General features: G+C 60.9%; 20 protein-coding genes. 8 read left to right on the forward strand and 12 right to left on the reverse strand.

Annotation, left to right across the window (positions count from 1 at the left end; translation table 11 throughout):
* Nucleotides 1–37: 37 nt before the first annotated feature.
* Nucleotides 38–1726, forward strand: coding sequence for an ABC transporter permease (locus EB809_RS03725; RefSeq protein WP_123633464.1), 1689 nt, complete (start codon nt 38–40; stop codon nt 1724–1726).
* Between the two features lie 10 nt (nt 1727–1736).
* Here the strand turns inward: EB809_RS03725 and EB809_RS03730 are convergent, their stop codons facing one another.
* On the reverse strand, nt 1737–2195 hold the full coding sequence (locus tag EB809_RS03730; RefSeq protein WP_123633465.1) for a thioesterase domain-containing protein: 459 nt from the start codon (nt 2193–2195) through the stop codon (nt 1737–1739).
* Nucleotides 2196–2338: 143 nt separating this feature from the next.
* Nucleotides 2339–4006 (reverse strand): AMP-binding protein, encoded by a 1668-nt coding sequence (locus EB809_RS03735; protein ID WP_123633466.1) that lies wholly within the window; start codon nt 4004–4006, stop codon nt 2339–2341.
* Nucleotides 4007–4331: 325 nt separating this feature from the next.
* Here EB809_RS03735 and EB809_RS03740 point away from each other — a divergent pair, with 325 nt between their 5' ends.
* The 5 genes from EB809_RS03740 to EB809_RS03760 all read left to right on the forward strand — a co-directional run bounded on the left by EB809_RS03740 (nt 4332) and on the right by EB809_RS03760 (nt 8563).
* Entirely contained in the window at nt 4332–4700 is a 369-nt protein-coding gene (locus EB809_RS03740; RefSeq protein WP_123633467.1) for a hypothetical protein, read from the forward strand.
* A gap of 207 nt (nt 4701–4907) precedes the next feature.
* Nucleotides 4908–5873, forward strand: a complete 966-nt coding sequence (locus tag EB809_RS03745) for an ABC transporter substrate-binding protein (RefSeq protein WP_123633468.1) — start codon at nt 4908–4910, stop codon at nt 5871–5873.
* 22 nt (nt 5874–5895) lie between these two features.
* The gene (locus EB809_RS03750) at nt 5896–6792 is read left to right on the forward strand and encodes an ABC transporter permease (protein WP_123633469.1); all 897 of its coding nucleotides are present in this window, start codon (nt 5896–5898) and stop codon (nt 6790–6792) included.
* A 3-nt stretch (nt 6793–6795) separates the two neighbouring features.
* On the forward strand, nt 6796–7590 hold the full coding sequence (locus EB809_RS03755; protein WP_123633470.1) for an ABC transporter ATP-binding protein: 795 nt from the start codon (nt 6796–6798) through the stop codon (nt 7588–7590).
* Nucleotides 7591–7750: 160 nt separating this feature from the next.
* A complete protein-coding gene (locus EB809_RS03760) occupies nt 7751–8563 on the forward strand; it encodes a transporter substrate-binding domain-containing protein (RefSeq protein ID WP_123633471.1) in 813 nt (270 codons plus the stop codon).
* 62 nt (nt 8564–8625) lie between these two features.
* Here EB809_RS03760 and EB809_RS03765 read toward each other — a convergent pair whose 3' ends face one another.
* Entirely contained in the window at nt 8626–9438 is an 813-nt protein-coding gene (locus EB809_RS03765; RefSeq protein WP_123633472.1) for a DUF6160 family protein, read from the reverse strand.
* 588 nt (nt 9439–10026) lie between these two features.
* On the opposite strand from EB809_RS03765, the gene EB809_RS03770 reads away from it, so the two are divergent.
* Nucleotides 10027–12168 (forward strand): adenosylcobalamin-dependent ribonucleoside-diphosphate reductase, encoded by a 2142-nt coding sequence (locus tag EB809_RS03770; RefSeq protein WP_123633473.1) that lies wholly within the window; start codon nt 10027–10029, stop codon nt 12166–12168.
* 31 nt (nt 12169–12199) lie between these two features.
* On the forward strand, nt 12200–12892 hold the full coding sequence (locus tag EB809_RS03775; RefSeq protein WP_123633474.1) for an NrdJb: 693 nt from the start codon (nt 12200–12202) through the stop codon (nt 12890–12892).
* Between the two features lie 92 nt (nt 12893–12984).
* On the opposite strand, the gene murB is transcribed toward EB809_RS03775, so the two are convergent.
* The 9 genes from murB to EB809_RS03820 all read right to left on the reverse strand — a co-directional run bounded on the left by murB (nt 12985) and on the right by EB809_RS03820 (nt 21889).
* A complete protein-coding gene (gene murB, locus EB809_RS03780) occupies nt 12985–14043 on the reverse strand; it encodes a UDP-N-acetylmuramate dehydrogenase (RefSeq protein WP_123633475.1) in 1059 nt (352 codons plus the stop codon).
* Complete coding sequence (locus tag EB809_RS03785) at nt 14040–14519, reverse strand: low molecular weight protein-tyrosine-phosphatase (protein ID WP_123633476.1); 480 nt, start codon at nt 14517–14519, stop codon at nt 14040–14042. The genes murB and EB809_RS03785 overlap by 4 nt, the downstream gene beginning before the upstream one ends.
* Nucleotides 14512–15309 (reverse strand): 3-deoxy-manno-octulosonate cytidylyltransferase, encoded by a 798-nt coding sequence (gene kdsB / locus EB809_RS03790; RefSeq protein ID WP_123633477.1) that lies wholly within the window; start codon nt 15307–15309, stop codon nt 14512–14514. The genes EB809_RS03785 and kdsB overlap by 8 nt, the downstream gene beginning before the upstream one ends.
* 72 nt (nt 15310–15381) lie before the next feature.
* Nucleotides 15382–15570 (reverse strand): Trm112 family protein, encoded by a 189-nt coding sequence (locus tag EB809_RS03795; protein ID WP_123633478.1) that lies wholly within the window; start codon nt 15568–15570, stop codon nt 15382–15384.
* A gap of 19 nt (nt 15571–15589) precedes the next feature.
* On the reverse strand, nt 15590–16585 hold the full coding sequence (gene lpxK, locus EB809_RS03800; RefSeq protein WP_123633479.1) for a tetraacyldisaccharide 4'-kinase: 996 nt from the start codon (nt 16583–16585) through the stop codon (nt 15590–15592).
* Nucleotides 16586–16590: 5 nt separating this feature from the next.
* Entirely contained in the window at nt 16591–18339 is a 1749-nt protein-coding gene (msbA, locus tag EB809_RS03805) for a lipid A export permease/ATP-binding protein MsbA (protein ID WP_123633480.1), read from the reverse strand.
* 66 nt (nt 18340–18405) lie between these two features.
* Nucleotides 18406–18828: an ExbD/TolR family protein gene (locus EB809_RS03810; protein WP_123633481.1), complete on the reverse strand. Its 423-nt coding sequence runs from the start codon at nt 18826–18828 to the stop codon at nt 18406–18408.
* 5 nt (nt 18829–18833) lie between these two features.
* Nucleotides 18834–19460 (reverse strand): MotA/TolQ/ExbB proton channel family protein, encoded by a 627-nt coding sequence (locus tag EB809_RS03815; RefSeq protein ID WP_123633482.1) that lies wholly within the window; start codon nt 19458–19460, stop codon nt 18834–18836.
* Nucleotides 19461–19492: 32 nt separating this feature from the next.
* Nucleotides 19493–21889, reverse strand: a complete 2397-nt coding sequence (locus EB809_RS03820; RefSeq protein WP_123633483.1) for a DNA internalization-related competence protein ComEC/Rec2 — start codon at nt 21887–21889, stop codon at nt 19493–19495.
* Nucleotides 21890–21951: the final 62 nt, after the last annotated feature.

The following is a 21951-nucleotide window of genomic DNA, read 5'->3' on the forward strand; positions in this document are numbered from 1 at the left end:
TTTTTCCCGGGCAGCGCTTACCGCCCCAAGGACTCCCATGAGCCAGGCCGTCGACGCGCCATCGCCCCCGATTGAACAACAGCCCCTGAAGTCCGGCACCTCCCGGCGCTGGCTGCTTGCCGCGACTGTCACCACGCTGTTGGTGGCGTTGCCTGTCGGCGCCGTGCTGGTGCTGGCGCTGTTTCCGGACGACAACATCTGGCCTCACCTGGTGGAGACAACGCTTCCCATCTACCTGTCGAATACTGTCCAGTTAATGCTCGGCGTATCCGTGCTGACGCTGGTCATCGGCGTCGGTACCGCCTGGCTGGTTACCATGTGCCAGTTCCCCGGCCGGCGCTTTTTCGAGTGGGCCCTGCTGCTGCCGTTTGCGGTGCCGGCTTATGTCATCGCCTACGTCTACACCGACCTGCTCGACTACGCCGGACCGGTTCAGGCGGCCCTGCGGGAGATGTTCGACTGGCAGGATGCCGGCGACTACTGGTTCCCGGCCATCCGCAGCCTGCCCGGCGCCATCCTGATGATCGGACTGGTGCTGTATCCCTACGTTTATCTGCTGGCCAGGGCCGCTTTCCTGGAACAATCCCCTTCGCTGTTTGCGGTCAGCCGAAGCCTCGGCCAGTCCGCCCTGGGCACATTCTTTCGGGTGGTGCTGCCGATTGCCCGGCCCGCCATTGCGGTGGGCCTGTCACTGGTTCTGATGGAGACCCTGAACGATTTCGGCACCGTCGACTTCTTTGCCGTCAACACGCTGACCGCCGGCCTGTTCGACACCTGGATGAATCTGGGCAACCTGGGTGGCGCGGCCCAGATTGCAAGCATCATGCTCGCCTTCGTTCTCATCCTGGTGACCCTGGAGCGCTACTCTCGTCGCCGCCAGCAACAATACGCTGCCCGGGACATGCGCGATCCCCTGCACCGTTTCACCCTGTCCCGGAGTCGCCAGGCAGCTTGCGTGGTGGCCTGCGGATTGCCGTTGTTGCTGGGGTTTGTGGTGCCGGCAGCGGTTCTGGGCTACTACGCGGTGGAGTACTTTGCCGAGAGCTGGACGGACGATTTCCTGGAAAACGCCCTGAACAGCCTGTTTCTGTCCACCGCGGCGGCCCTGACGACCCTGCTGATCGGCCTTTTACTGGCTTACAGTCGCCGACTGCACGACACGCCGGGCATGCGCGTGCTGATGCGGCTTTCCAGTCTCGGATATGCGATGCCGGGAGCGGTACTGGCGGTCGGCGTGATTGTACCGCTGGCCGCGTTCGACAACTGGCTCGACCTGCGCATGGAGCAGTGGCTGGGCTGGAATACCGGCCTGCTATTAAGCGGCACCGCGTTCGCCATCATCTTTGCCTACACCGTTCGTTTTCTGGCGGTGTCGGCCGGCAGCCTGGAGAGCGCCCTACAAAAAATCACGCCCAGTATGGACATGGCCGCCCGATCCATGGGGGTGCCAGCCGGCAAGACGCTGCTTCGCGTGCACCTGCCGATGCTGAAGGGAACGCTGCTGACCGCCGCTCTCGTCGTGTTCGTGGATTGCATGAAGGAATTGCCGGCCACGCTGATCCTGCGGCCGTTCAATTTCGAGACGCTGGCCACCTACGTGTATCAGTACGCCTCGGATGAAATGCTGCGCCAGAGCGGATTGCCGGCGCTGGTTATTGTGGCTGCGGGCATTATCCCGATCGTGCTGATGAGCCGCTCGATAGCCGCATCCCGGGAATTCCACTGACCGAAGTGCTTTACGCCCGGGTCACCACAAAGCGACCGCTGAACGTCGCGGCCGGAAAAGCCGTACCGCCCTCCTCGACGAACACCGTCACCTCAAGGACCACCCGCCCCTTTCCCCGTCGCTCGATGCTACGCTCAAACCGCTCCATGTCCTCAGCGGAGGGCAACCTGCAGCGGGCGAAGAAGTCGCTGTTGACGGGCAAGCCGTAGTCGATGGCGCCGGACTGGATGACCACGTTTCCTTTCAACTGGCGGTCTTCCAGCCAGAGCTCCAGCAAAGACCAGGCCCCGACGACGGCCACGGCATAGACGCTGCCACCAAAACCCGTGCCCTGGTGATTGTGATTGAGCGCCAGCGGCGCTTTCACGGTGATCTGATCGCCGGTGTAGTCGGCCACCGTCACGCCCAGCGCGCGTGTAAGGGGAATATGTTCGTTAATGCGGGTCTGCAGCCGGTCCAGCTGGGTCATAAGGCGCCTCCTTATACCGGCAGTCTATGCCGGACCAGCGCAAAGACCCAATTCGACTAAAGGATGCACAGGACGAGATTCAGGGAGGGATGCAATACCGGGCCCGCTCCGGCGCGATGACACGCCGGGCGGGCCCACGCCGCCTATTGCCAGATAATGGGTTGCTTCTCGTTGTACCAGGTGTCCGCCATGTCCTTGTAGGCGTCCTCAACCACATTACGCTTGAGCTTCAGTGTCGGGGTCAGGAAGTCGTTCTCGATACTCCACTCGTCCCGCACCACCGCCATGAATTTCAATTGCTCATGGGGATCGACAGCGCCGTTGACCTCGGTCAGCAGCGTCTTGAAGCTCTGCTCCAGTTCCTTGCGGAAAGCATCGTCCGCCGTCTTCCGCTGAGCGTCCTCGGACAGCATCACCAGGCAGTGCGGCTGCGGATGATTGGCCCCGGACACACAGACCATCTCGATGTCGGGATGACTCATGAGCCGGTTCTCGATGGGCGCCGGGGCGACGTATTTGCCCTTGCTGGTCTTGAAGATTTCCTTGATGCGGCCGGTCAGGCGCAGACGTCCGAGCTCATCGACCTCGCCCTTGTCGCCGGTGCGCAGGTAGCCGTCTTCGGTGAAGGTTTCCCGGGTTTTCTCCTCGTCCCGGTAATACCCCATCATGGTGGCCGGGCTCTTGATCTGCACCTCCCCCTCGTCGCTGATCCGCACGTCGACACCCGGCAGCGGCTCACCGACGTAACCGGTCCGCGCCCGTCCCGGCTTGGTCATGTGAGAATAGGCAAAATTCTCGGACATACCGTAGCCTTCCAGCAGCTCGAGGCCCAGCCCCCGGTACCAATCCAGAATATCGTGGGACAGGGGCGCTGAACCGCTACCGGCGAACTTCACGTGCTGGAGCCCCAGGTTGGTAAGCACCTTCCGCTTGATCAGGCGATTGAGCAGCGGAATCCGCAGCAGACGTGCCAGTTTCTCCTGGGGCATCTTCTGGAAAACGCCGTGCTGGAATTTGGTCCAGATCCGGGGCACCGCCAGGAAGAGCGTCGGCTGGGCCCGCTTGAGATCTTCGACGAAAGTATCCAGGGACTCGGCGAAATACAGATGGAACCCGCGGTACATCGACCCCAGCTCCACGACAAAACGCTCGAACACGTGCGACAGCGGTAAATAGGACAACATCCGCTCATTCGCGGTCACATCGAGCGCTTCCATTCCGCCAACCGAGGCGTAGCCCAGGTTCTCAAAGCTCAGCATGACCCCTTTGGGCCGTCCGGTGCTGCCGGAGGTGTAGACGATGGTCGCCAGCTCATGCGGATCGCGCTGGACATTTTCCTTCATGGGCGGGTACTTCGCGACAATATCGTCCCAGGTCTTGAAATCGTTGGGCGGGCTCAGCGGATAAGAGAGGCAGTGGACACTGTCCGGCACGCCGGCCTTCATACTGTCCCAGTCGTCCAGCTTACCGACAAACAACACCTCACAGCCGCTATGCTCCAACACGTAGTGAACGGTGTCGGCGTTCAGGGTCGGATACAGCGGGACGGAAATATGGCCCGCCATCCAGATGGCCCAGTCGGATAGAATCCAGTGGGCGCAGTTCTTGGAAAGGATACCGATGCGGCTATTCTCGGGCAGGTTGAGCGACTTGAGATACGACGCCATCCTCCGCGCCTCACCCACCGCACGTCGCCAGGTGAAGTCGATGACAGTGCCACCGCCCATCGGCTGGGACAGGTACACGTCTCCGGCACGCGCTGTTTCCCAGTGGTAGACCATATCAAGAGGAAGTTTATTCTTGGTGTCCATGGAGGTCCTTGTCTGCTGTCTGTTGTTATTGATCTTTGCGCAACCCCGCCAACACGGCTAGGATGCGCTGAAACCGGTTTAGCGGAGCACCGCGTTGTGCCCGCCCACACCGCTGGCCTTCGGTGGCCGAATCCTGTTACAGGCTATTTCAGCACAGCGCTTTTCGCCAGAATGTGACAGGTATTCAACTAAATGACGATAGCCATACTGACCGCAGGGCTCAAGAGGCGAACGACGACACTGCGCCGTAAAACGTGACCCAGACCCGGCAACCCCCTGACAACTTGCTCATAATGCGATGACGACCAGAAACAGGAAGGACATCATGTACGTCTGCATTGACTGCCGAAAGGGGTTGATGGATCCGGTTTCGCGAATCGACGAGCCGGATGCCGCCGACCGTTACCAGTGCAGCTACTGCGGTCACCGGGCGACCATTCCGCCACTCATGATCAGCCTGACGCAGATCCTCTCCTGCGTGCTGGGGCTTGGCTTTACGCTGTATCTGCTTTTCCGGCATATCGGCAATGCGCTGAAGGCGTTCCAGTTGGGCCTGCACGGCGACATGACCGCTGACATCCTGCTGACCGGCCTGGCCCTGCTCTTCGCCGCGGGCTTTACCTATACCATTCTGCGGGCCAGCCATAACCTGCGTATCCAGTTCCTGTACCGACACGTCCGCCCATCGGCCTGATACCGGCCACTGCGGCTACCCCGTAGAGAGTATCCCTTACGTTCTATGGTAGAATCCGCCACTTTTCGCGGCCCAGCATTTTTCCCGGGCAATGACATAATGAAGAGCCGCTGAACCGGCAGACGCCGTTCGATCGGTCGGCTGGCATGGGTGGGAACACCCACTCAGACGGCTCACCAACCACCAGAGGATCGGGAGTATCACCGCATGAATCGTTCCACCCTGAGAGTTGTCTTTGCAGCGCTCGCACTGCTTGTGGCTGGCGTCCTCCAGGCCGACCCACGTGTCGTCGCCGTGACGCAGATCGTTGAACACCCGGCCCTCGACGCCGTCTACCAGGGCGTCAAGGATGAACTGACCGCTGAAGGCTATGCCGAGGGCACCGATGTCACCTACGAGCATGAGAGCGCCCAGGCAAACACCGCGGTTGCCGCCCAGATCGCCCGCAAGTTCGTGGGAGACCAGCCGGACGTGATCGTCGCCATTGCCACACCGTCCGCCCAGACCGTTGCTGCTGCGGCCCGCGACATTCCCGTCGTCTTCTCGGCGGTGACCGATCCGGTGGGCGCGAAACTGGTCAAAAGCCTGGAGCACCCCGGCAGCAACATCACCGGTGTCAGCGATATGCTGCCGCTGGACAAACACCTGGACATGGTCCAGCGCGTGGTGCCCGACGCCAAGACCATCGGTACCGTCTACAACCCGGGCGAGGCCAATGCGGTGGCCCTGGTCAATGATCTGGATGAGCGTCTGAAAGCCCGCGGTCTGAAACTGGTCAAGGCAGCAGCCACCAAGACGTCCGAAGTGCTCGGCGCTGCCCGTTCCCTGGTCGGCAAGGTCGACGCCATCTACCTGACCACCGACAACACCGTGATCTCTGCCGCCGAAGCCGTCATCTCCGTCGGTGAACGCGCCAAGATTCCCGTCTTCGCCGCCGATACCGCGACCGTCTCCCGCGGCGCCGTCGCTGCCCTGGGTTTCGACTACTACGACGTTGGCCGTCAGACCGGCAAACTCGTGGGACGCGTGCTCAAGGGTGAAAACCCCGGCGACATCCCGGTTGGCGGGGTGGAAACACTCTCCCTGTACGTGAACCCGGGCGCTGCCAAGCGCATGGGCATTGAGCTGAAACCGGACGTCATCGAGGACGCCGAAAAAGTCATCGAAAACTGATCCATATTGCAGTAGGACCACCATGCTGAGCGAAATCGCCCTGTACGGGGCCTTTGAAACCGGGCTGATCTACGGCCTGGTTGCCTTCGGGATTTACCTGTCATTCCGGGTTCTCGACTTTCCCGACCTGACAGTCGACGGCAGTTTCCCATTGGGCGCTGCCGTTTCAGCCGTCATGATCATCAACGGCTGGAATCCCTGGCTGGCGACCGGCGCGGCGATTCTGGCCGGCATGGCGGCCGGCGCCGTCACGGCAACGCTGAACGTGCGCCTGAAGATCCTCAATCTTCTGGCGTCGATCCTGACCATGATCGCGCTCTATTCCGTCAACCTGCGCATCATGGGGCGCCCCAACATCGCCCTGCTTTCGGAAGACACCGTGCTGACCCCCTGGTACGACCTGGGGCTGGCCTTCCATCAGGTGCCGGTCGTGCTGTTCTTTATTGTCGCCGTGGTGGTACTGATCCTGCTGTGGCGTTTTATGGAATCGGAAACCGGTCTGGCGATGCGGGCCACCGGCGCCAATCCCCGCATGGCGCGGGCCCAGGGCATTGCCACCGGCTGGATGATCATTCTCGGTGTGGCGCTGTCCAATGGTCTGGTGGCGCTGGCAGGCTCCCTGTTTGCCCAGAGCCAGGGGGCGGCGGACGTGACCATGGGTGTTGGCGTGATCGTCGTCGGCCTGGCCTCCCTGATTGGCGGCGAAGCCGTCCTGGCGCCGCGCAGCGTGATTCGGGCCCTGCTCGCATGCATTATCGGCGCGATCCTCTATCGTCTGGCGATCGCCCTGGCGCTGAACGCAGACTTCATCGGCCTGAAAACACAGGACCTCAACCTGATCACCGCCGTTCTGGTCACTCTCGCCATTGTCCTGCCGAATGCACGGCATTCGGTGAAAGCCCTGTTTTCCCGGAGCTGAGCCATGATTACCGTAAAAGACCTCAGACTCACTTTCGGCAAGGGCACGCCCTTGGAAAATCCGGCCCTGCGGGGCCTCAGCCTGACCGTGAATCAGGGCGAATTCGTCACGGTGATCGGCAGTAACGGCGCCGGCAAATCCACGCTCCTCAACGCCCTGTCCGGCGAGGTGCTGGTGGACAGCGGCCGCATCGAAGTGGATGGCGTGGACGTCACCCGCCTGTCCACCCACAAACGGGCCGGTCGCGTTTCCCGGGTGTTCCAGGATCCACTGGCCGGAACCTGCGAGAACCTCACCATCGAGGAAAACATGTCGCTGGCCATCAAACGGGGCATGCGACGGGGCCTCGGATCAGCCGTCAAGACCCGCTACCGGGATCGCTTCCGGGAAGGTCTGGCCACGCTGAACCTGGGGCTGGAGAACCGCCTGGGGGACAAGATGGGGCTGCTGTCCGGCGGCCAGCGCCAGGCGGTCAGTTTGCTGATGGCCAGCCTCAACCCGTCCAGCATCCTGCTGCTGGATGAGCACACCGCGGCCCTGGACCCCCGCACGGCGGAGTTCGTGCTGGATCTCACCAAGCGCATCATCCACGACCAGAAAAAGACGGCCCTGATGGTCACCCACAGCATGAAACAGGCGCTGGAAGTGGGCGAACGTACCGTGATGCTGCACCAGGGCCAGGTGGTCTTCGATATTGCCGGCCAGGAACGCGAAGGGCTGACTGTCAGCGACCTGCTGAAACTGTTCGAGAAGCAGCGTGGCATCGAAGTCAGTGATGACAGTCTGCTGCTTGGCTGAACAGGCCTCAGCAGCAACCTGTTTCGGGTTTATGTCGCCAAAACTGGCATTTCCTCTCCTTTGCGGTTAGTTTTCAGAAAGGACCGGTGTCGATAGCAAGCTATGGGCACCGGCCTCGAGATCGCATCTCCTCATCGACGTGAAAGGCAGGAATGGCATCGTGCTTCGCATGACCTCGGTTATGCTGTCCTGGTTCGGTCGGTTTCCGACCGCGGCCCTGGCACTGGCTTCCTCATTTTTCATCCAGCCTCTCCGGGCAGACGATGTCATTAGCCAACTCCAGTATGTCAGCGAGGATTTTCCACCCTACAACTTCCGGGACTCGTCCAGCCCGGACGGCCGCGAGATCGCCCGGGGCATCTTCATTGATGTCCTCGAAGCGCTGGATAAACCCCTGGGCCTGAACTTCGATCCTGCCAATGTCCGCTTCTTTCCCTGGGCCCGAGCCTATGCCGACGCCCTGAACGGCACACGTCAGGTGCTGTTCGCGACGGCGCGCGTCCCATCCCGGGAAAAGCGGTTCAAGTGGGCGGGTCCGGTCATGCCCATCCAGATCGGATTGATTGCCCGCAGAGACGACGCGACGCCGGTCGACCTTACCTCCGCCATTGTCGGTGTGATTCGCAACGACATTGGCGAGGAGCTCGCCCTGAAATCCGGCTTCTCCCGCGATCATCTTTATCGGCAAAGCAACGGCAACAGCCTGGCCCTGATGCTGGCAGCGGGCCGCATTGACCTCTGGGCCTACAACGAGGCGGCGGCCCTCTGGTACATCAATCGGAACGATTTGAATACCGCCCACTACGGCATGGTCAGGGAGCTCCTGAAAACCCAGGCTTATTTCGCCTTCAGTCCGGATGTTCCGGATCGCGTGGTGAATGCGTTTCAGGAGGGCATTGACGCGTTGAAGCAAACGGTGGAGAAAAACGGCCGGACAAAGATGGAAAACATTATCCAGCGTTATTATCAGTAGTTTTCAGCACGTCTGAAAGAAGAAAGATCGCGGCGGACTGCCGCGATCTTTCCGGCACCGCCTCAGTGCCCGTAGACCCGCAGGGACGTGTTGTTGATGGACAGATTATCCAGGGCAATCGAGCCAATCGACGTACCGCCCACCAGCACCCCGCCGATGGAGACATCGGAGCGGAATTCCTGGAGGTCAATCGCCAGTGCGCTTTGACCATCGGCCCGGGTACCGTGGTAGACATCCATCTCGACGTCGGCGAACAGATCCAGCGGCTGCGGCGCAACAGGGTCGTATTCGTCGCCGGTCAGACGCAGGTCCCTGACCCCCAGCGCCAGGAACGGTGCATCGAAGTCCATGTCATCGATGGCAATGTCTGTCTTGAAATTCAGGATATCGGTTGCCGTATCCACCCGAATGGTGGCCGAGCCGATCAGCGCATCCATATGGAAGTTGTCCAGGATGGTCGTACTGTCGGTGGCGCCACGCAGTTCCCACTGACCGGTGCTCATACGGAAGTCCACCGCGCCGAACGTATTCGGCAGGATGTTGACCACCGCATCGCCGTCGCCCAGAACATCGATGTTGATCCGGATGTTATCCAGCAGATCGCTGGCCGGCTGACTGGTCAGGTTAGAACCGATTTCAGAGAACAGATTGGTGCGGTTGGTACCGCCGATTTCAATATCGCTGATCGCCAGGGTTCCCTCATCGGTGTAACGGAACTCGTCGATATTGACCTTGGTTTCGAGCTCGATGGACACGCCGGACTGGCCGGTCACATTGCCCATCTCACTCTCGTCGAGCGCTTGAATCTCCGCGAAGCTGGTCACTGGCGCAAAAGCCAGGCACAGCGCTAACGGACTCAGTTTCAGGCCTTGCATTTTTATAGTCCCTTATTGCTTTTATTGGAGTTATGAAGCGATACAGCCTGTGGCCCTCAGGCGACTCACAGATTCCCTCCATGATTCCACTTTAGCGACACGTCTTTTTACTCGACGTGCAGGCCGTCACAATTCCGGCGTGACCACCGCAAAAAGTGATCAAAAAACGCCCACGACAGACACTACATGTTGTGGCAGGACTTCTGACCGCACCGACGCGCCGGATTCCCGTTCATCGCGATTTTGCAAGACCGCCAAGATTGAAAATTACCGACCATTCTTCAGCAATCGATAGTTTCCGCTTCCTTCACAGACCACAATATCCTGTTATACTTTTCGAAAATTGACCGATATATTGGGTTTATTTCATACAGCCCAACCAACGACGACGGTTGATGCAGTGTATCCATCCACGGCCGGTAAGCCGCGACAACAGGCGGTAGCAGGCCGTTTTCGGTGTTTCAGCGCAACGCTCGCTTAAACACCAGATGTAGTGTTTCTAATTGAGCCAGGCCACAGGGTGCCTGGCATTGGGGTCGGGCTTGCAGGAGCCTGAATCTAGGAATCATCGGAGCTTTGAGGGCGGCAATGAACGCGAAAGTACAGGAACTCATGACAACCATTCCCATGCAGGATGCCTCGCTGGATATCTGGAACAGCAAATACCAGCTGAAAACCAAGAGCGGTGAGCCTGTTGACCAGACCATCGAGGACACCTACTCGCGCGTTGCCCGTGCCCTCGCCCAGGTGGAAACCAGCAAGGCGAAGCGTGAGAAGTACTTCAAGGAATTCGTCTGGGCCCTGCAGAACGGCGCCATTCCGGCTGGCCGGATCACGTCCAACGCCGGCGCTGAAGCACACAAACCGGCGACGTCGACCATCAACTGCACCGTCTCCGGCAGCATCAACGACTCCATGAACGACATTCTGGAGAAGAACCACGAAGCCGGCCTGACCCTCAAGGCCGGTTGCGGTATCGGCTACGAATTCTCCACGCTCCGCCCGAAAGGTGCCTACGTCGCCGGCGCCGGCGCTACCACATCCGGTCCGCTGTCCTTTATGGATATCTTCGATCGCATGTGCTTCACCGTGTCCTCCGCCGGTGGGCGTCGCGGCGCCCAGATGGCCACGTTCGACGTGCATCATCCGGACGTGATCGATTTCATCCAGGCCAAGCGTGAGGACGGTCGTCTGCGTCAGTTCAACCTGTCGCTGCTGATCACCGAGGATTTCATTGAAGCGGTGAAGAACGGTGAGGACTGGCACCTGTCTTTCCCGGTCACCGAACAGGAAGCCGAATCCGAAGGACTGGACCTGACCGACGCGGCCAGCTTCGTCTACCGCGACTTCCCGATCCAGGAAGGCTACGTCTGCAACGACGAAGGCAAGGTCGCCTGCCGCATCTACAAGACCGTGAAAGCCCAGTTCATCTGGGACAGCATCATGACGTCCACCTACGACTACGCCGAGCCGGGATTCATCCTGATCGACAAGGTCAACCAGATGAACAACAACTGGTTCTGCGAGGACATCCGCGCGACCAACCCCTGCGGCGAGCAACCCCTGCCGCCTTATGGCAGCTGCCTGCTGGGCTCGGTCAACCTGACCAAGTTCGTGGACTACCCGTTCACCGAGAAGGCAAGCTTCAACTACGAGAAGTACCGCCAGGTTGTGGGCGTATTCACCCGCATGCTGGACAACGTGGTGGAAATCAACGGCCTGCCACTGGAAGAGCAGCGCCACGAGATCCGCTACAAGCGCCGTCACGGCATGGGCATCCTGGGCCTGGGTTCCACACTGGCGATGCTGCGCATGCCGTATGGTTCTGAGGAATCCGTTGCCTTTACCGAAAACGTCGTGCGCGAGATGGCCGTCGAAGGCTGGCGCCAGTCCCTGTCTCTGGCCGAGGAAAAGGGCCCGGCCCCGATCATGAACGACGAATTCGAAGTCACCGGCAAGATGCTGGCCAAGTGCCCGCAGCTGCGTGAAGACGGCATCAACGAAGGCGACAAGGTGCCTGGCCGTATCCTGCACGCCAAGTACAGTCGCTACATGCAGCGTATTGGCGAGGTCGAGCCGGAGCTGATTGCCAAGCTGGCCGAGAAAGGCGGTCGCTTCACGCATCACACCTCCATCGCGCCGACAGGAACCATCAGCCTGTCGCTCGCCAACAACGCCAGTAACGGCATCGAGCCGAGCTTCTCGCATCATTACGCGCGGAACGTGATCCGCGAAGGCCGCAAGACCAAAGAGAAAGTAGACGTCTTCTCTTACGAATTGCTGGCCTATCGCCATCTGGTCAACGCGAAGGCCATGCCTTTCTCCGACGAAGCCGAGGCGAAGCTGCCGGACTACTTCACCACCTCCGACGACGTAACACCGACGCAGCACGTGGATATCCAGGGTGCCGCCCAGAAGTGGGTCGACTCGTCCATCTCCAAGACGGCGAACGTTCCGACCGACTTCCCGTATCCGGACTTCAAGGACATCTACATGTACGCCTACGAGAAGGGACTCAAGGGTTGCACCACGTTCCGCTTCAACCCGGAGGCCTTCCAGGGCGTCCTGGTCAAACAGAAGGACCTGGAGAATACGCTGTATGAATTTACCCTGGACGACGGTTCCAAGGTGAGCCTCAAGGGCCATGAAGAGATTGAGTACGACGGCGAGATCCACACCGCCGCGAACCTCTTCGACGCCCTGAAAGAAGGCACCTACGGCAAGTACTGAACCGTCACCACAGCACACAGGACATAGAAAGATGACCGTCAAGATCGACAAGAAAATCGTTGGCTACCGGGTCACCAAAGCTGACGACGCGCCCAAAACCGACGTGCCGGAGAACAAGGAACCGGCACCGATCAAGATGAACGAAAACATCGAGCGGCCGGATTTCCTGCTGGGAACCACCTACAAGATCAAGCCGCCGATCGCCGAGCATGCGATGTACATCACCATCAATGACATCCTGCTCAACGAAGGCACGGATCATGAGAGCCGTCAGCCCTATGAAGTGTTCATCAACTCCAAGTCGATGGAACACTTCCAGTGGGTCATCGCCCTCACCCGCGTTATCTCCGCGGTCTTCCGCAAGGGTGGCGACGTGACGTTCCTGGTCGAAGAACTGCGTTCGGTGTATGACCCGAACGGTGGCTACTTCAAGAAAGGCGGCGTGTTCATGCCGTCACTGGTCGCCGAGATCGGTGCCGTCATTGAGCGTCACATGAAGGCCATCGGCCTGATTGAAAACGAAGAGATGGGCGAAGTTGCCAAGCGCGTCCTGGCCGAAAAGCGAGCCGAGTTCGAGTCTCGCCAGACCGAGTCCACGAATGACGAGGCCAGCAACGACTACCCGGCCAACGCCACGCTGTGCGGCAAGTGCAACACCAAGGCCGTGATCGTGATGGATGGCTGCGCCACCTGCCTGTCCTGCGGCGACAGCAAATGCGGCTGATCTGACCGCATCAGGCTCAGGAAACGAAAAAGCCACCCGATCGGGTGGCTTTTTCGTGAGTGTCGGATTGAACCGTCCGGCCAATCGAGCCCCTAACCGAAGTGAAACTCCTCACGCAGGGCGACCGGAAAGATACGCGGCTCCACTTCCAGGGCGACGCCAAAACGGTTCATCACATCGTCGCGGATCCTGGCAGCGAGCGACAGCAATTCGGCACCCCTTCCGTTACCGTGATGGACCAGCACGAGCGCCTGATGGTTATGCACGCCCACGTGGGCTTCCCGATACCCCTTCCAGCCGCAGGTGTCGATCAGCCAGCCCGCCGCCAGCTTGGCGCTGTCCGCGCCCACATAAGCCACCAGTTCCGGGAACTGCGCCTTCAGTGATTCATACTGGCTCAGCGGCACCACCGGGTTTTTGAAGAAGCTGCCGACATTGGGCAGGAAATCCGGGTCCGGCAGCTTTCGGCAACGTACCTTGATGACGGCGCGCGCCACATCCTCGGCGGTCAGCTCGGCGACGTCCTCATCGGCAAAATAGTCCTGGAGATCGCGATAGCCCAAGTTGAGGGGCGCGGTCCGGGACAGCCGGAGGCGAATGCCCAGGATGACGTAGCGCTCAGGATGACGCTTGAAGACGCTGTCCCGGTAGTCAAATTCACAGGCCTCAGCCGACAGACGGCGCACCTCGCCCGCATCGCGGTCCCATACTTCCACGTCGAGCAACGTTGCCGACAGCTCTACGCCATAGGCACCAATGTTCTGGATGGGCGCCGCTCCCACGGTGCCGGGGATCAGCGCCAGGTTTTCCAGTCCACGATAACCCGCCCTGACGGTATACATCACCGTTTCGTGCCAGTTTTCGCCGGCGCCCACCTCGAGTTCTGCGGTGTCGCCGTTGGCGTCGCTCCAACAACGGCCGGTGATACCGACACGAATGACCAGCCCATCGAAGTCGCCGGCCAGGATGACGTTGCTACCGCCGCCGAGAACCAGCACCGGCAAACCTCGCTCATCCGCCCAGTCCAGCGCCGCCCGCAGGGAGTCGACGTCCGTTATCCGGACAAACCAGGCCGCGCGAGCCGGGAGCCGCAGCGTGTTGAGCCCCTGCAGCGATACATCGGCAGTCGGTTCGATCCCCCGGGCGTTCAAAGCCGGTGCTCCCGGATATGGTCCAGCAGACCGTCGCAAGCCGATTCAATCAGGTCCAGGACCTGCTCGAAGCGATCACCGTCGCCATAATAGGGATCCGGCACCTCGTCCACCGGACTGTCCGACGCGTAGGTCAGGAACAACTCCGGCTGTGTCCGGCCATCCGGATTCAGCTCGGTGGATCGCGCCAGGTTGTCCCGGTCCATCACCAGCACGTAATCGAAGGCATCCATATCGCCGGGCCGGATAAGCCGGGCCCGCAACGGAGACAGATCATAACCCCGCCGGGCGCCCGCTTCGGTGGCCCGGGGGTCCGGTGGATCGCCGATGTGCCAGCCGCCGGTACCACAGGAATCGACGACAATGCGATCGTCCAGCCCCGCTTCCTCGATCCGCTTCAGGAAAATGGCATGGGCGGTCGGAGACCGACAGATATTGCCCATGCACACAAACAGCACGCGAACCGGCTCAGGCATCCTGCTCAACCTCCAGCAGACCGTCAGCAAACACCTTGCGCATGCGCTCCAGATCTTCCGGCGTGTCGACGCCGCCGGCCGGCCGCTCACTGGCAATATCCACGTGGATGCGTGCGCCGTTTTCGAGGGCTCGCAACTGCTCCAGGGACTCCGCTTGCTCCAACGGCGAGGCCGACCAGCTGACGAAATCGTGCAGCAGCTTCACCCGATAGCCATAGATGCCGATGTGCCGCAGGTATTGAATGCCCCCAGGCACCCCCTCTCCCGCGACTGAAGACAGATGTTGCCAGGCTTCACGGGCCCAGGGAATGGGCGCCCGGCTGAAATAGAGTGCAAAACGGTCATGCCCACGGACGACCTTCACCACGTTCGGGTTCAGTACCTGCTCGGTTCTCTCAATGGGTTCGCACAAGGTGGCTATGGAGGCATCGGGATGGCTGTCCAGGTTGGCGGCCACCTGATTGATCAACGCCGGCGGGATCAGGGGTTCGTCGCCCTGGACGTTGACCACGCGCTCTTCGGGTCCCAGACCCAGTTTACGCGCCACCTCTTCCAGGCGGTCGGTGCCGGAAGCGTGATCGGCGGCGGTCATCGCTACCTCCGCGCCGAACGTTTCAGCAGCGGAGGCGATCCGTTCGTCGTCCGTCGCCACGATGACGCGAGCCGCCCCGCTTTCGCAGGCGCGGTTATAGACGTGTTCGATCATGGTCTGCCCGCCGATCTCCAGGAGCGGCTTGCCCGGCAGACGGGTGGATGCATAGCGTGCGGGAATCACTACGGTGAATGACATGGTCGTACCTGACTCTTCGCTGTATCCGGAATGGCATGCCGGGCGCCCGGCCCGACGGAATTCAGACGACGATCAGCGCTTGTCCAGCCGCTCGTCGGTTGTCAGCGTGCGCGCCTCGCTGGCCAACATAACGGGTATGCCTTCGCGCACCGGAAACGCCATACCGTCGGGACGGCAGATCAACTCGTCCCGTGCCTCGTTGAGCGCCAGCTCACCCTTGCAAACGGGGCAGGCCAGCATGGCAATCAGTTTCTTGTCCATGGCTTTATCTCTCAAGGTTTCAGACTGGCGTTCTGGTGAGTTCAGCCAGCCGCCTGTCCAGCATAGTCCAGAATGTCTCTGGCAGACTGGCACGAATCTCCAATGCCCAGCAATTATCGTCCACCAGGGATCGGCATTTCACCGCATCCTTGGCCGTCATGATCAATGGGCAACCGACCGGGCGTTCCAGATCCCCCTGCTGGATCTCGTGATGATCAGGCAAGGCCCGACCCGACACGTCGGCACCCAGTCGCCGCAGCGCGCGGAAGAACCGCTCGGGATTGCCGATGCCGGCGATGGCGGTGACAGTGCGCCCGGAAAGCCAGGCCGCCGGCTGCCGCTCTCCGGAAGCGACATTGACCAACCCGACAGGCTCCAGTTGCATGACCGCTGAATGCGGATGCTCGATGTTCGCGACACCCTGACCGTTGAAGATCACGGCGTCGACATCGCTCACTCGAGCCACCTCTTCACGCAGTGGCCCCACCGGAATCGGCGCGCCGTTGCCCAGCCCGCGCTCGCCGTCAAAGACCGCAAGCTCGATATCCCGGCCCAGGGCGTAGTGCTGAAGGCCATCATCACACACGAGCACATCGGCCAGACCCTCATCGTACGCCCACACGGCGCCCCTGGCACGCACCGGATCGACAATCACAGGCACCTGCCCCTGATCGGCCAGCATGCGGGGTTCATCGCCGCAGGCCGAGGCCGGGGTATCGGATTGAACCAGCAAGGGATGACGATCCGCCTTCCCACCGTAGCCGCGACTGACGATGGCCGGGCGCCAGCCGTTCGCCTTGAGGTGCTCGACGATGGCCAGGGTTAATGGGGACTTACCGGTGCCACCGGCTGTGATGTTGCCCACCACGATGACGGGCACCGGCGGCCGCGTGGCCGTGCGTCGGCCACACCGATAGGCTTCGCGACGCCGGCGCGTGATCCACCGGAACAACCACGCCAACGGCCACAATGGCCATAATGGCCGGCCGGAACCGTACCAGAGGCGATCCACCACTCCGGTTAACCCGCTTCGCTGAAGTTGGTCTGGTGCAACTGGGCGTAGATACCGCCCTGCCCCAACAACTCCTCGTGGCGACCGGCTTCGACAATCTGGCCGCCGTCCATCACGAGGATGCGATCAGCCTTCTCGATGGTCGACAGGCGGTGGGCGATCACCAGCGTGGTACGGCCCTTCATGACCAGATCCAACGCTTCCTGGATGTGCCGCTCGGACTCGGTATCCAGCGCCGAGGTAGCCTCATCCAGGATCAGGATGGGAGCGTCCTTGAGCAGCGCCCGGGCAATGGCCAGGCGCTGCCGCTGACCACCCGAGAGCATTACCCCGTTGTCGCCGATCAGGGTGTCCATACCTTCCGGCATGCGGTCGATGAACTCAAGAGCATGCGCCTTGGCGGCCGCGTCGCGAATGTCCTCGCGGGAATGGTCACGCAACGCACCGTAAGCGATATTGGCGGCGATCGTGTCGTTAAAGAGCACCACGTTCTGGGTCACCAGCGCAATCTGCCGGCGCAGCGCTGCGAGGGTGTATTCCGGCAGGGCTACGCCGTCAATCTGCACTTCGCCGTCGGTGTAGTCGTAGAAACGGGGCAGCAGACTGACCAGTGTCGACTTACCACTGCCGGAGCGACCCACCAGCGCTATACTCTGGCCCTGTGGAATATCCAGATCGATGCCCTTGAGCACATCGTCCAGTTGATCCCGGTAATGGAAACGCACCTGCTTGAAGCTGATGTCGCCCTTCACCCGATCCGGAGCGTACGTGCCCGAATCCTCTTCCGGTGTTTCGTCGATGGTTTCAAAGACATCGTGAGCCGCCGCAACCCCTTTCTGGATCTTGGCATGGACCGACGTCACCTGGCGGATAGGCTTGGCCATGGTGGTCGCCGCAGTGATAAACGCCACCAGCTGTCCGGTGGTCATGCCACCCCGGATCTCCGGTGCCAGCATCACCCAGACCAGCGCCGCGATGGAAAAGGCCACCAGAATCTGGATCACCGGCACGCTGATCGCCTGGGTGGACGCCATTTTCAGGCTCTGATTCAGGTTGCGCCCGCTGACCGAATGAAAACGATCACGCTCATATTCCTCGCCACCGAAGATGCGAACCACCCGATAGCCACTGATCGTTTCCGACGAGACATGAGTGATGTCGCCCATGGAACCCTGGATGCGGCGACTGAGCTTGCGGAAACGCTTGCTGGCATAGCTCACCACAAAACCGATCACCGGCCCGAGGGCCACGAAAATCAGGGTGAGCTTCCAGTTGGTGTAGAGCATGAAGCCCATCAGACCGACGATCGTGAGCCCCTCGCGCAGGGTGATGGTCACTGCGTTGGTAGTGGCATCGGCCACCTGCTCCACGTTGAAGGTCAGCTTGGAAACCAGATGACCGCTGGAGTGATCGTCGTAGAAGCGTGATGGCAGGCGCAAGAGCCGGTCAAACACCTGGTTACGCAGGGCGTTGACCACGTGGCGTCCGACATAATTGATGAAATACTGGCCGAGGAACGTACCCAGCCCCCGCAGGGCAAACACGCCGACAATCATGCCGGTGAGCATCAACCGGTTCTCGTCGGTGGGGTTTTCGATCGCCTTGATGACGTATTCCATCGCGGCCGCCATGCCCGTGGACGCACCGGCATAGATGACGTTGCCCAGCACGGCCAACAGGAACGCCGCCCAGAAGGGTTTAACGTAGGACAGCAGACGCTTGTAGGTCTGCCAGTTGGTTGCGGACTCCGCACTCATAATTCCGTTCCGGTCGATAGTCGGTCGGTTACTGCGTCGGCCCCGGACCAGCCGGGGCCGCAGCGGTCAGTCACCCTCAGACTCGCTCTGGGTGGTGATGCTGAGCTTGACGAAACCCAGCCGCCCGGCAACATCCATCGCCCGAACCACATATTCGTGCGGTGTCTGGGCGTCCGCGGTAATGATGAACGGCAACTGGGTGTCACCACCGGACACATCCTGCACGGCTTTCTGCAGCGTCTTCCGCTGATTATTGACCAAAGGCCGGTCGTTTACCGCATACTGACCTTCAGCGGTAATCACCACGTCGACCTGCTTTGCCTGGGCTTCGGACACTTCGCCGTTGGCTTCCGGCAGATCCACCTTCAGATGGCTTTCCCGGGTGAACGTGGTCGATACCATGAAGAAAATCAACAGCAGGAAAACCACATCGATCAGTGGGGTCAGATCGACACCGACTTCCTGACTTCTCTGGCGCTTGAACTTCACGGCGCTCAGGCTCCCTCTACGTCGATTTCACGGTCGCCGTGAACCACTTCGACGAGCTTGATGGCTTCCTGTTCCATGTTGACGACGAGCTCGTCCACACGGCGGATGAAATAGCGGTGACAGATCAGCGCGGGAATCGCGACGCTCAGGCCGGCAGCCGTGGTCATAAGAGCCTCGGAGATACCGCCTGCCAGATTGCCGGCATCGCCGACACCGGCCAGCTGGATTTCGGCAAAGACCTTGATCATGCCGATCACGGTACCTAACAACCCCAGCAGCGGCGTGATGGTGGCCACTGTTCCCAGCGGATTCAGGAAACGCTCGAGCTCATGGATGACCTGACTGGCCTCCTGCTCAATGCTTTCCTTCATGATTTCGCGGCCATGCTTGGCGTTCATCAGACCACCGGCCAACACCCGCCCCAGCGGAGAGGACGTTTGCAGGGCCTTGATCTTGCGGGCATTCAGTTCCTTCTTTTTGATCCAGCGCCACAGCTCGTTGATGGTGCTTTCCGGTGCCACTCGCGAGACGCGCAATGACCAGAAACGTTCGAGAATGATAGCCAGGGCGAGGATCGAACACGCAATGATCGGCACCATGATGATGCCACCCGCCTTTAGAAGCTCTAACACGCTTTGTCTCCCTGATAATGAACAGCCGCGCGCTACTTTAGCACAGCCGGCCCTGCTCGCCACACCCTGCAACCGGCCCCAGGACATTGATCCGGCGGCGGTTCGATCCAGAATGGCGCATCGGCCCGCTCGACATGGACGCTCGGAGCGTCATTTTCCAGACGTATATGAACCGCACCAGACGTCGCCGTATTGACAGTCCGGGCGCCGCCGGCCCGATAACGTTGCCGAATCTCCGCTGCCGGATGACCGTAGGGATGGCGATAGCCGGCCGAGAACACAACCAGCTCCGGCGCCAATTGCCGAACCCACGCCGGGCTGGACGACGTCTTGCTGCCGTGGTGCGGGGCCACGACGATTCGATGCTGCCCGGGCCTTGGCGGATGGTTCTGCAGCCAGTCCTGTTCCTGCTCGGCGGTGATGTCTCCGGGAAGGATGATCGAATAGCCGTCGCGCGTAATCCGCACTACACAGGATGCCGCATTGCCGGACACTTCACCGCCATCCTGCCAGACATCAATGCGAGACCGCCCCAACCGGCCGCCCTTCCGGCAGCCCTCAAAGGTACCAGCCGCATCCGACCCCGCCCGCTCCTCCACCCGGGCCGGCTCGCCGCTGGATCGTCGATCCACCCGGATGTGATCGAACAGGTCATCCAGACCGCTGGCGTGATCAGCATCCCCGTGACTGACCATCAGCCAATTCAAATCACGGATTCCGGTATGTCGAAATCCGGGCAGCAGTGCATCCTTAACCGCGGTATAGCCGGCCGGCGACCCCGGCCCGGTGTCATATTGCAGAACCTGATCGCCATCGCGGTACGTCACCGCCAAACCCTGACCGACATCCCAGACCCAGAGTTCCGGTACCGCAACGGATTGGTTCGCCTCGACGCCGGATCCGGTGAGCGCCAGCACCTGACCGCACAACAATCCGGACATGGCCACCAGAAGCCAACCGCGCGTGCACCAACGCATCGGAAACAGCATAGCCAGCACCAGGCTGCCCACCAGCCCAGCCGTCGCGGCCGACAACACCACTCCCTCCGGAGACTGATTCGCCACATAGCTCAGACCCGACATGAAACCGCCCAACCCCATGTCCAACACCCGGCCGATCAAAGGCTGGCAAAACGGTACGAGCAGCCCCAGAGGCACCAGCAAAAACAGACCTGGCAACAACAGGAAAGACATCAAGGGAATCGCGACCAGATTGACCAGCCAGCCACTGACGGAAAACGGCAACCCCAGCACCATCAGGATCGGCAGAAGCCCGGCCATGACAGCCAACTGGGCCACCAACAAGGTGGCGATTCGCCCGGGCGGTCTGATACGCGAGGAAAACATGACAATCAGCCCGGCGACTGCGCCGAATGACAACCAAAACCCGCCATCCAGCGGTGCAAAGGGATCCATCACCAGAACCAGGGCCACCGCACTCAGCCACGCGGTCCAATAGCCGGACTGGCGGCCGCGCAGATAAACCAGTCCCGTGACCGCCACCATCACCAGTGCCCTTTGCGTGGGCACGGTAAAGCCGGCAAGCAAGGCGTACGTCGCGCAGGCGCAGAGACTGGCACCGAATACCAGGCGACGCCGCCCGCGCGCGCCCGGGCCACCGGGCCATCGTTTCAGCAAACCGGCAACCAGACTGCCGACAAACAACCCCACCAGACCAATGTGCAGGCCGGAAATGGCGATCAGGTGGGACGTGCCGGTTTTACGGAACACCGACCAGTCCTCCGCATCCAGCAGACGCCGCTCCCCCAGCAGCAGGGCTTCGATCAGCGGATAGCTTTCCAGCCCGCCGTAGGCGTCGACCAGGCCGCCTGCCACCCGCTCACGCCAGGCATGATAGTGACAATGGATACCACAGGACACTGACTGCTCTGACCATTCCCGGACGCTGCCTGTTGCATCAAAACCATGCCGGAACAGCCAGGTCTCATAGCGGAACCCCGCCGGATTGACTGAGCCGTGTGGCACTTTGAGGCGTACTTTGAGTTGAAGCTGGCGCGGCAAGACAAGCGATGGCTCGGCGCCATACAGGGCCAGACGCAAACGCTTGGCTGCAATGGGATGATCCGGCGTTGCTTCCGGCCAGTGGGTAACACAGAACTCAAAACGAAGGCTGTGGTAGGCCCCAGGCGATACCAGGCTACAACGGTATCCTTCGACAAGATGCGTGCCCGATTCGAGGGCATGAGGCAAGCGGGTGGCGAGACGTTCACTGGACATCCAGCCGGCCCAGATCAATCCTGTAGACAGCCCGATCACCATAAAGGCCACAGGCCGGAGGGCGATCGATCGAAATCGGGCGAGCAGGCACCCCATGATCAGGGCAATTACGGGTAAGGGCCACGGTGGTATTTCGCCGACACAATACAGTAAGATGACGCCGCCCGCGAACGCAGCGATCCCTGCTCGCACAGTCTAACTCCCGGGCAATCCTTGCCCCTTTATCCATAATTACGGCACAGTCGGCATTCAAC

The sequence above is a fragment of the Marinobacter sp. R17 genome (genome assembly GCF_003789045.1).
GTDB lineage: Bacteria > Pseudomonadota > Gammaproteobacteria > Pseudomonadales > Oleiphilaceae > Marinobacter_A > Marinobacter_A mangrovi.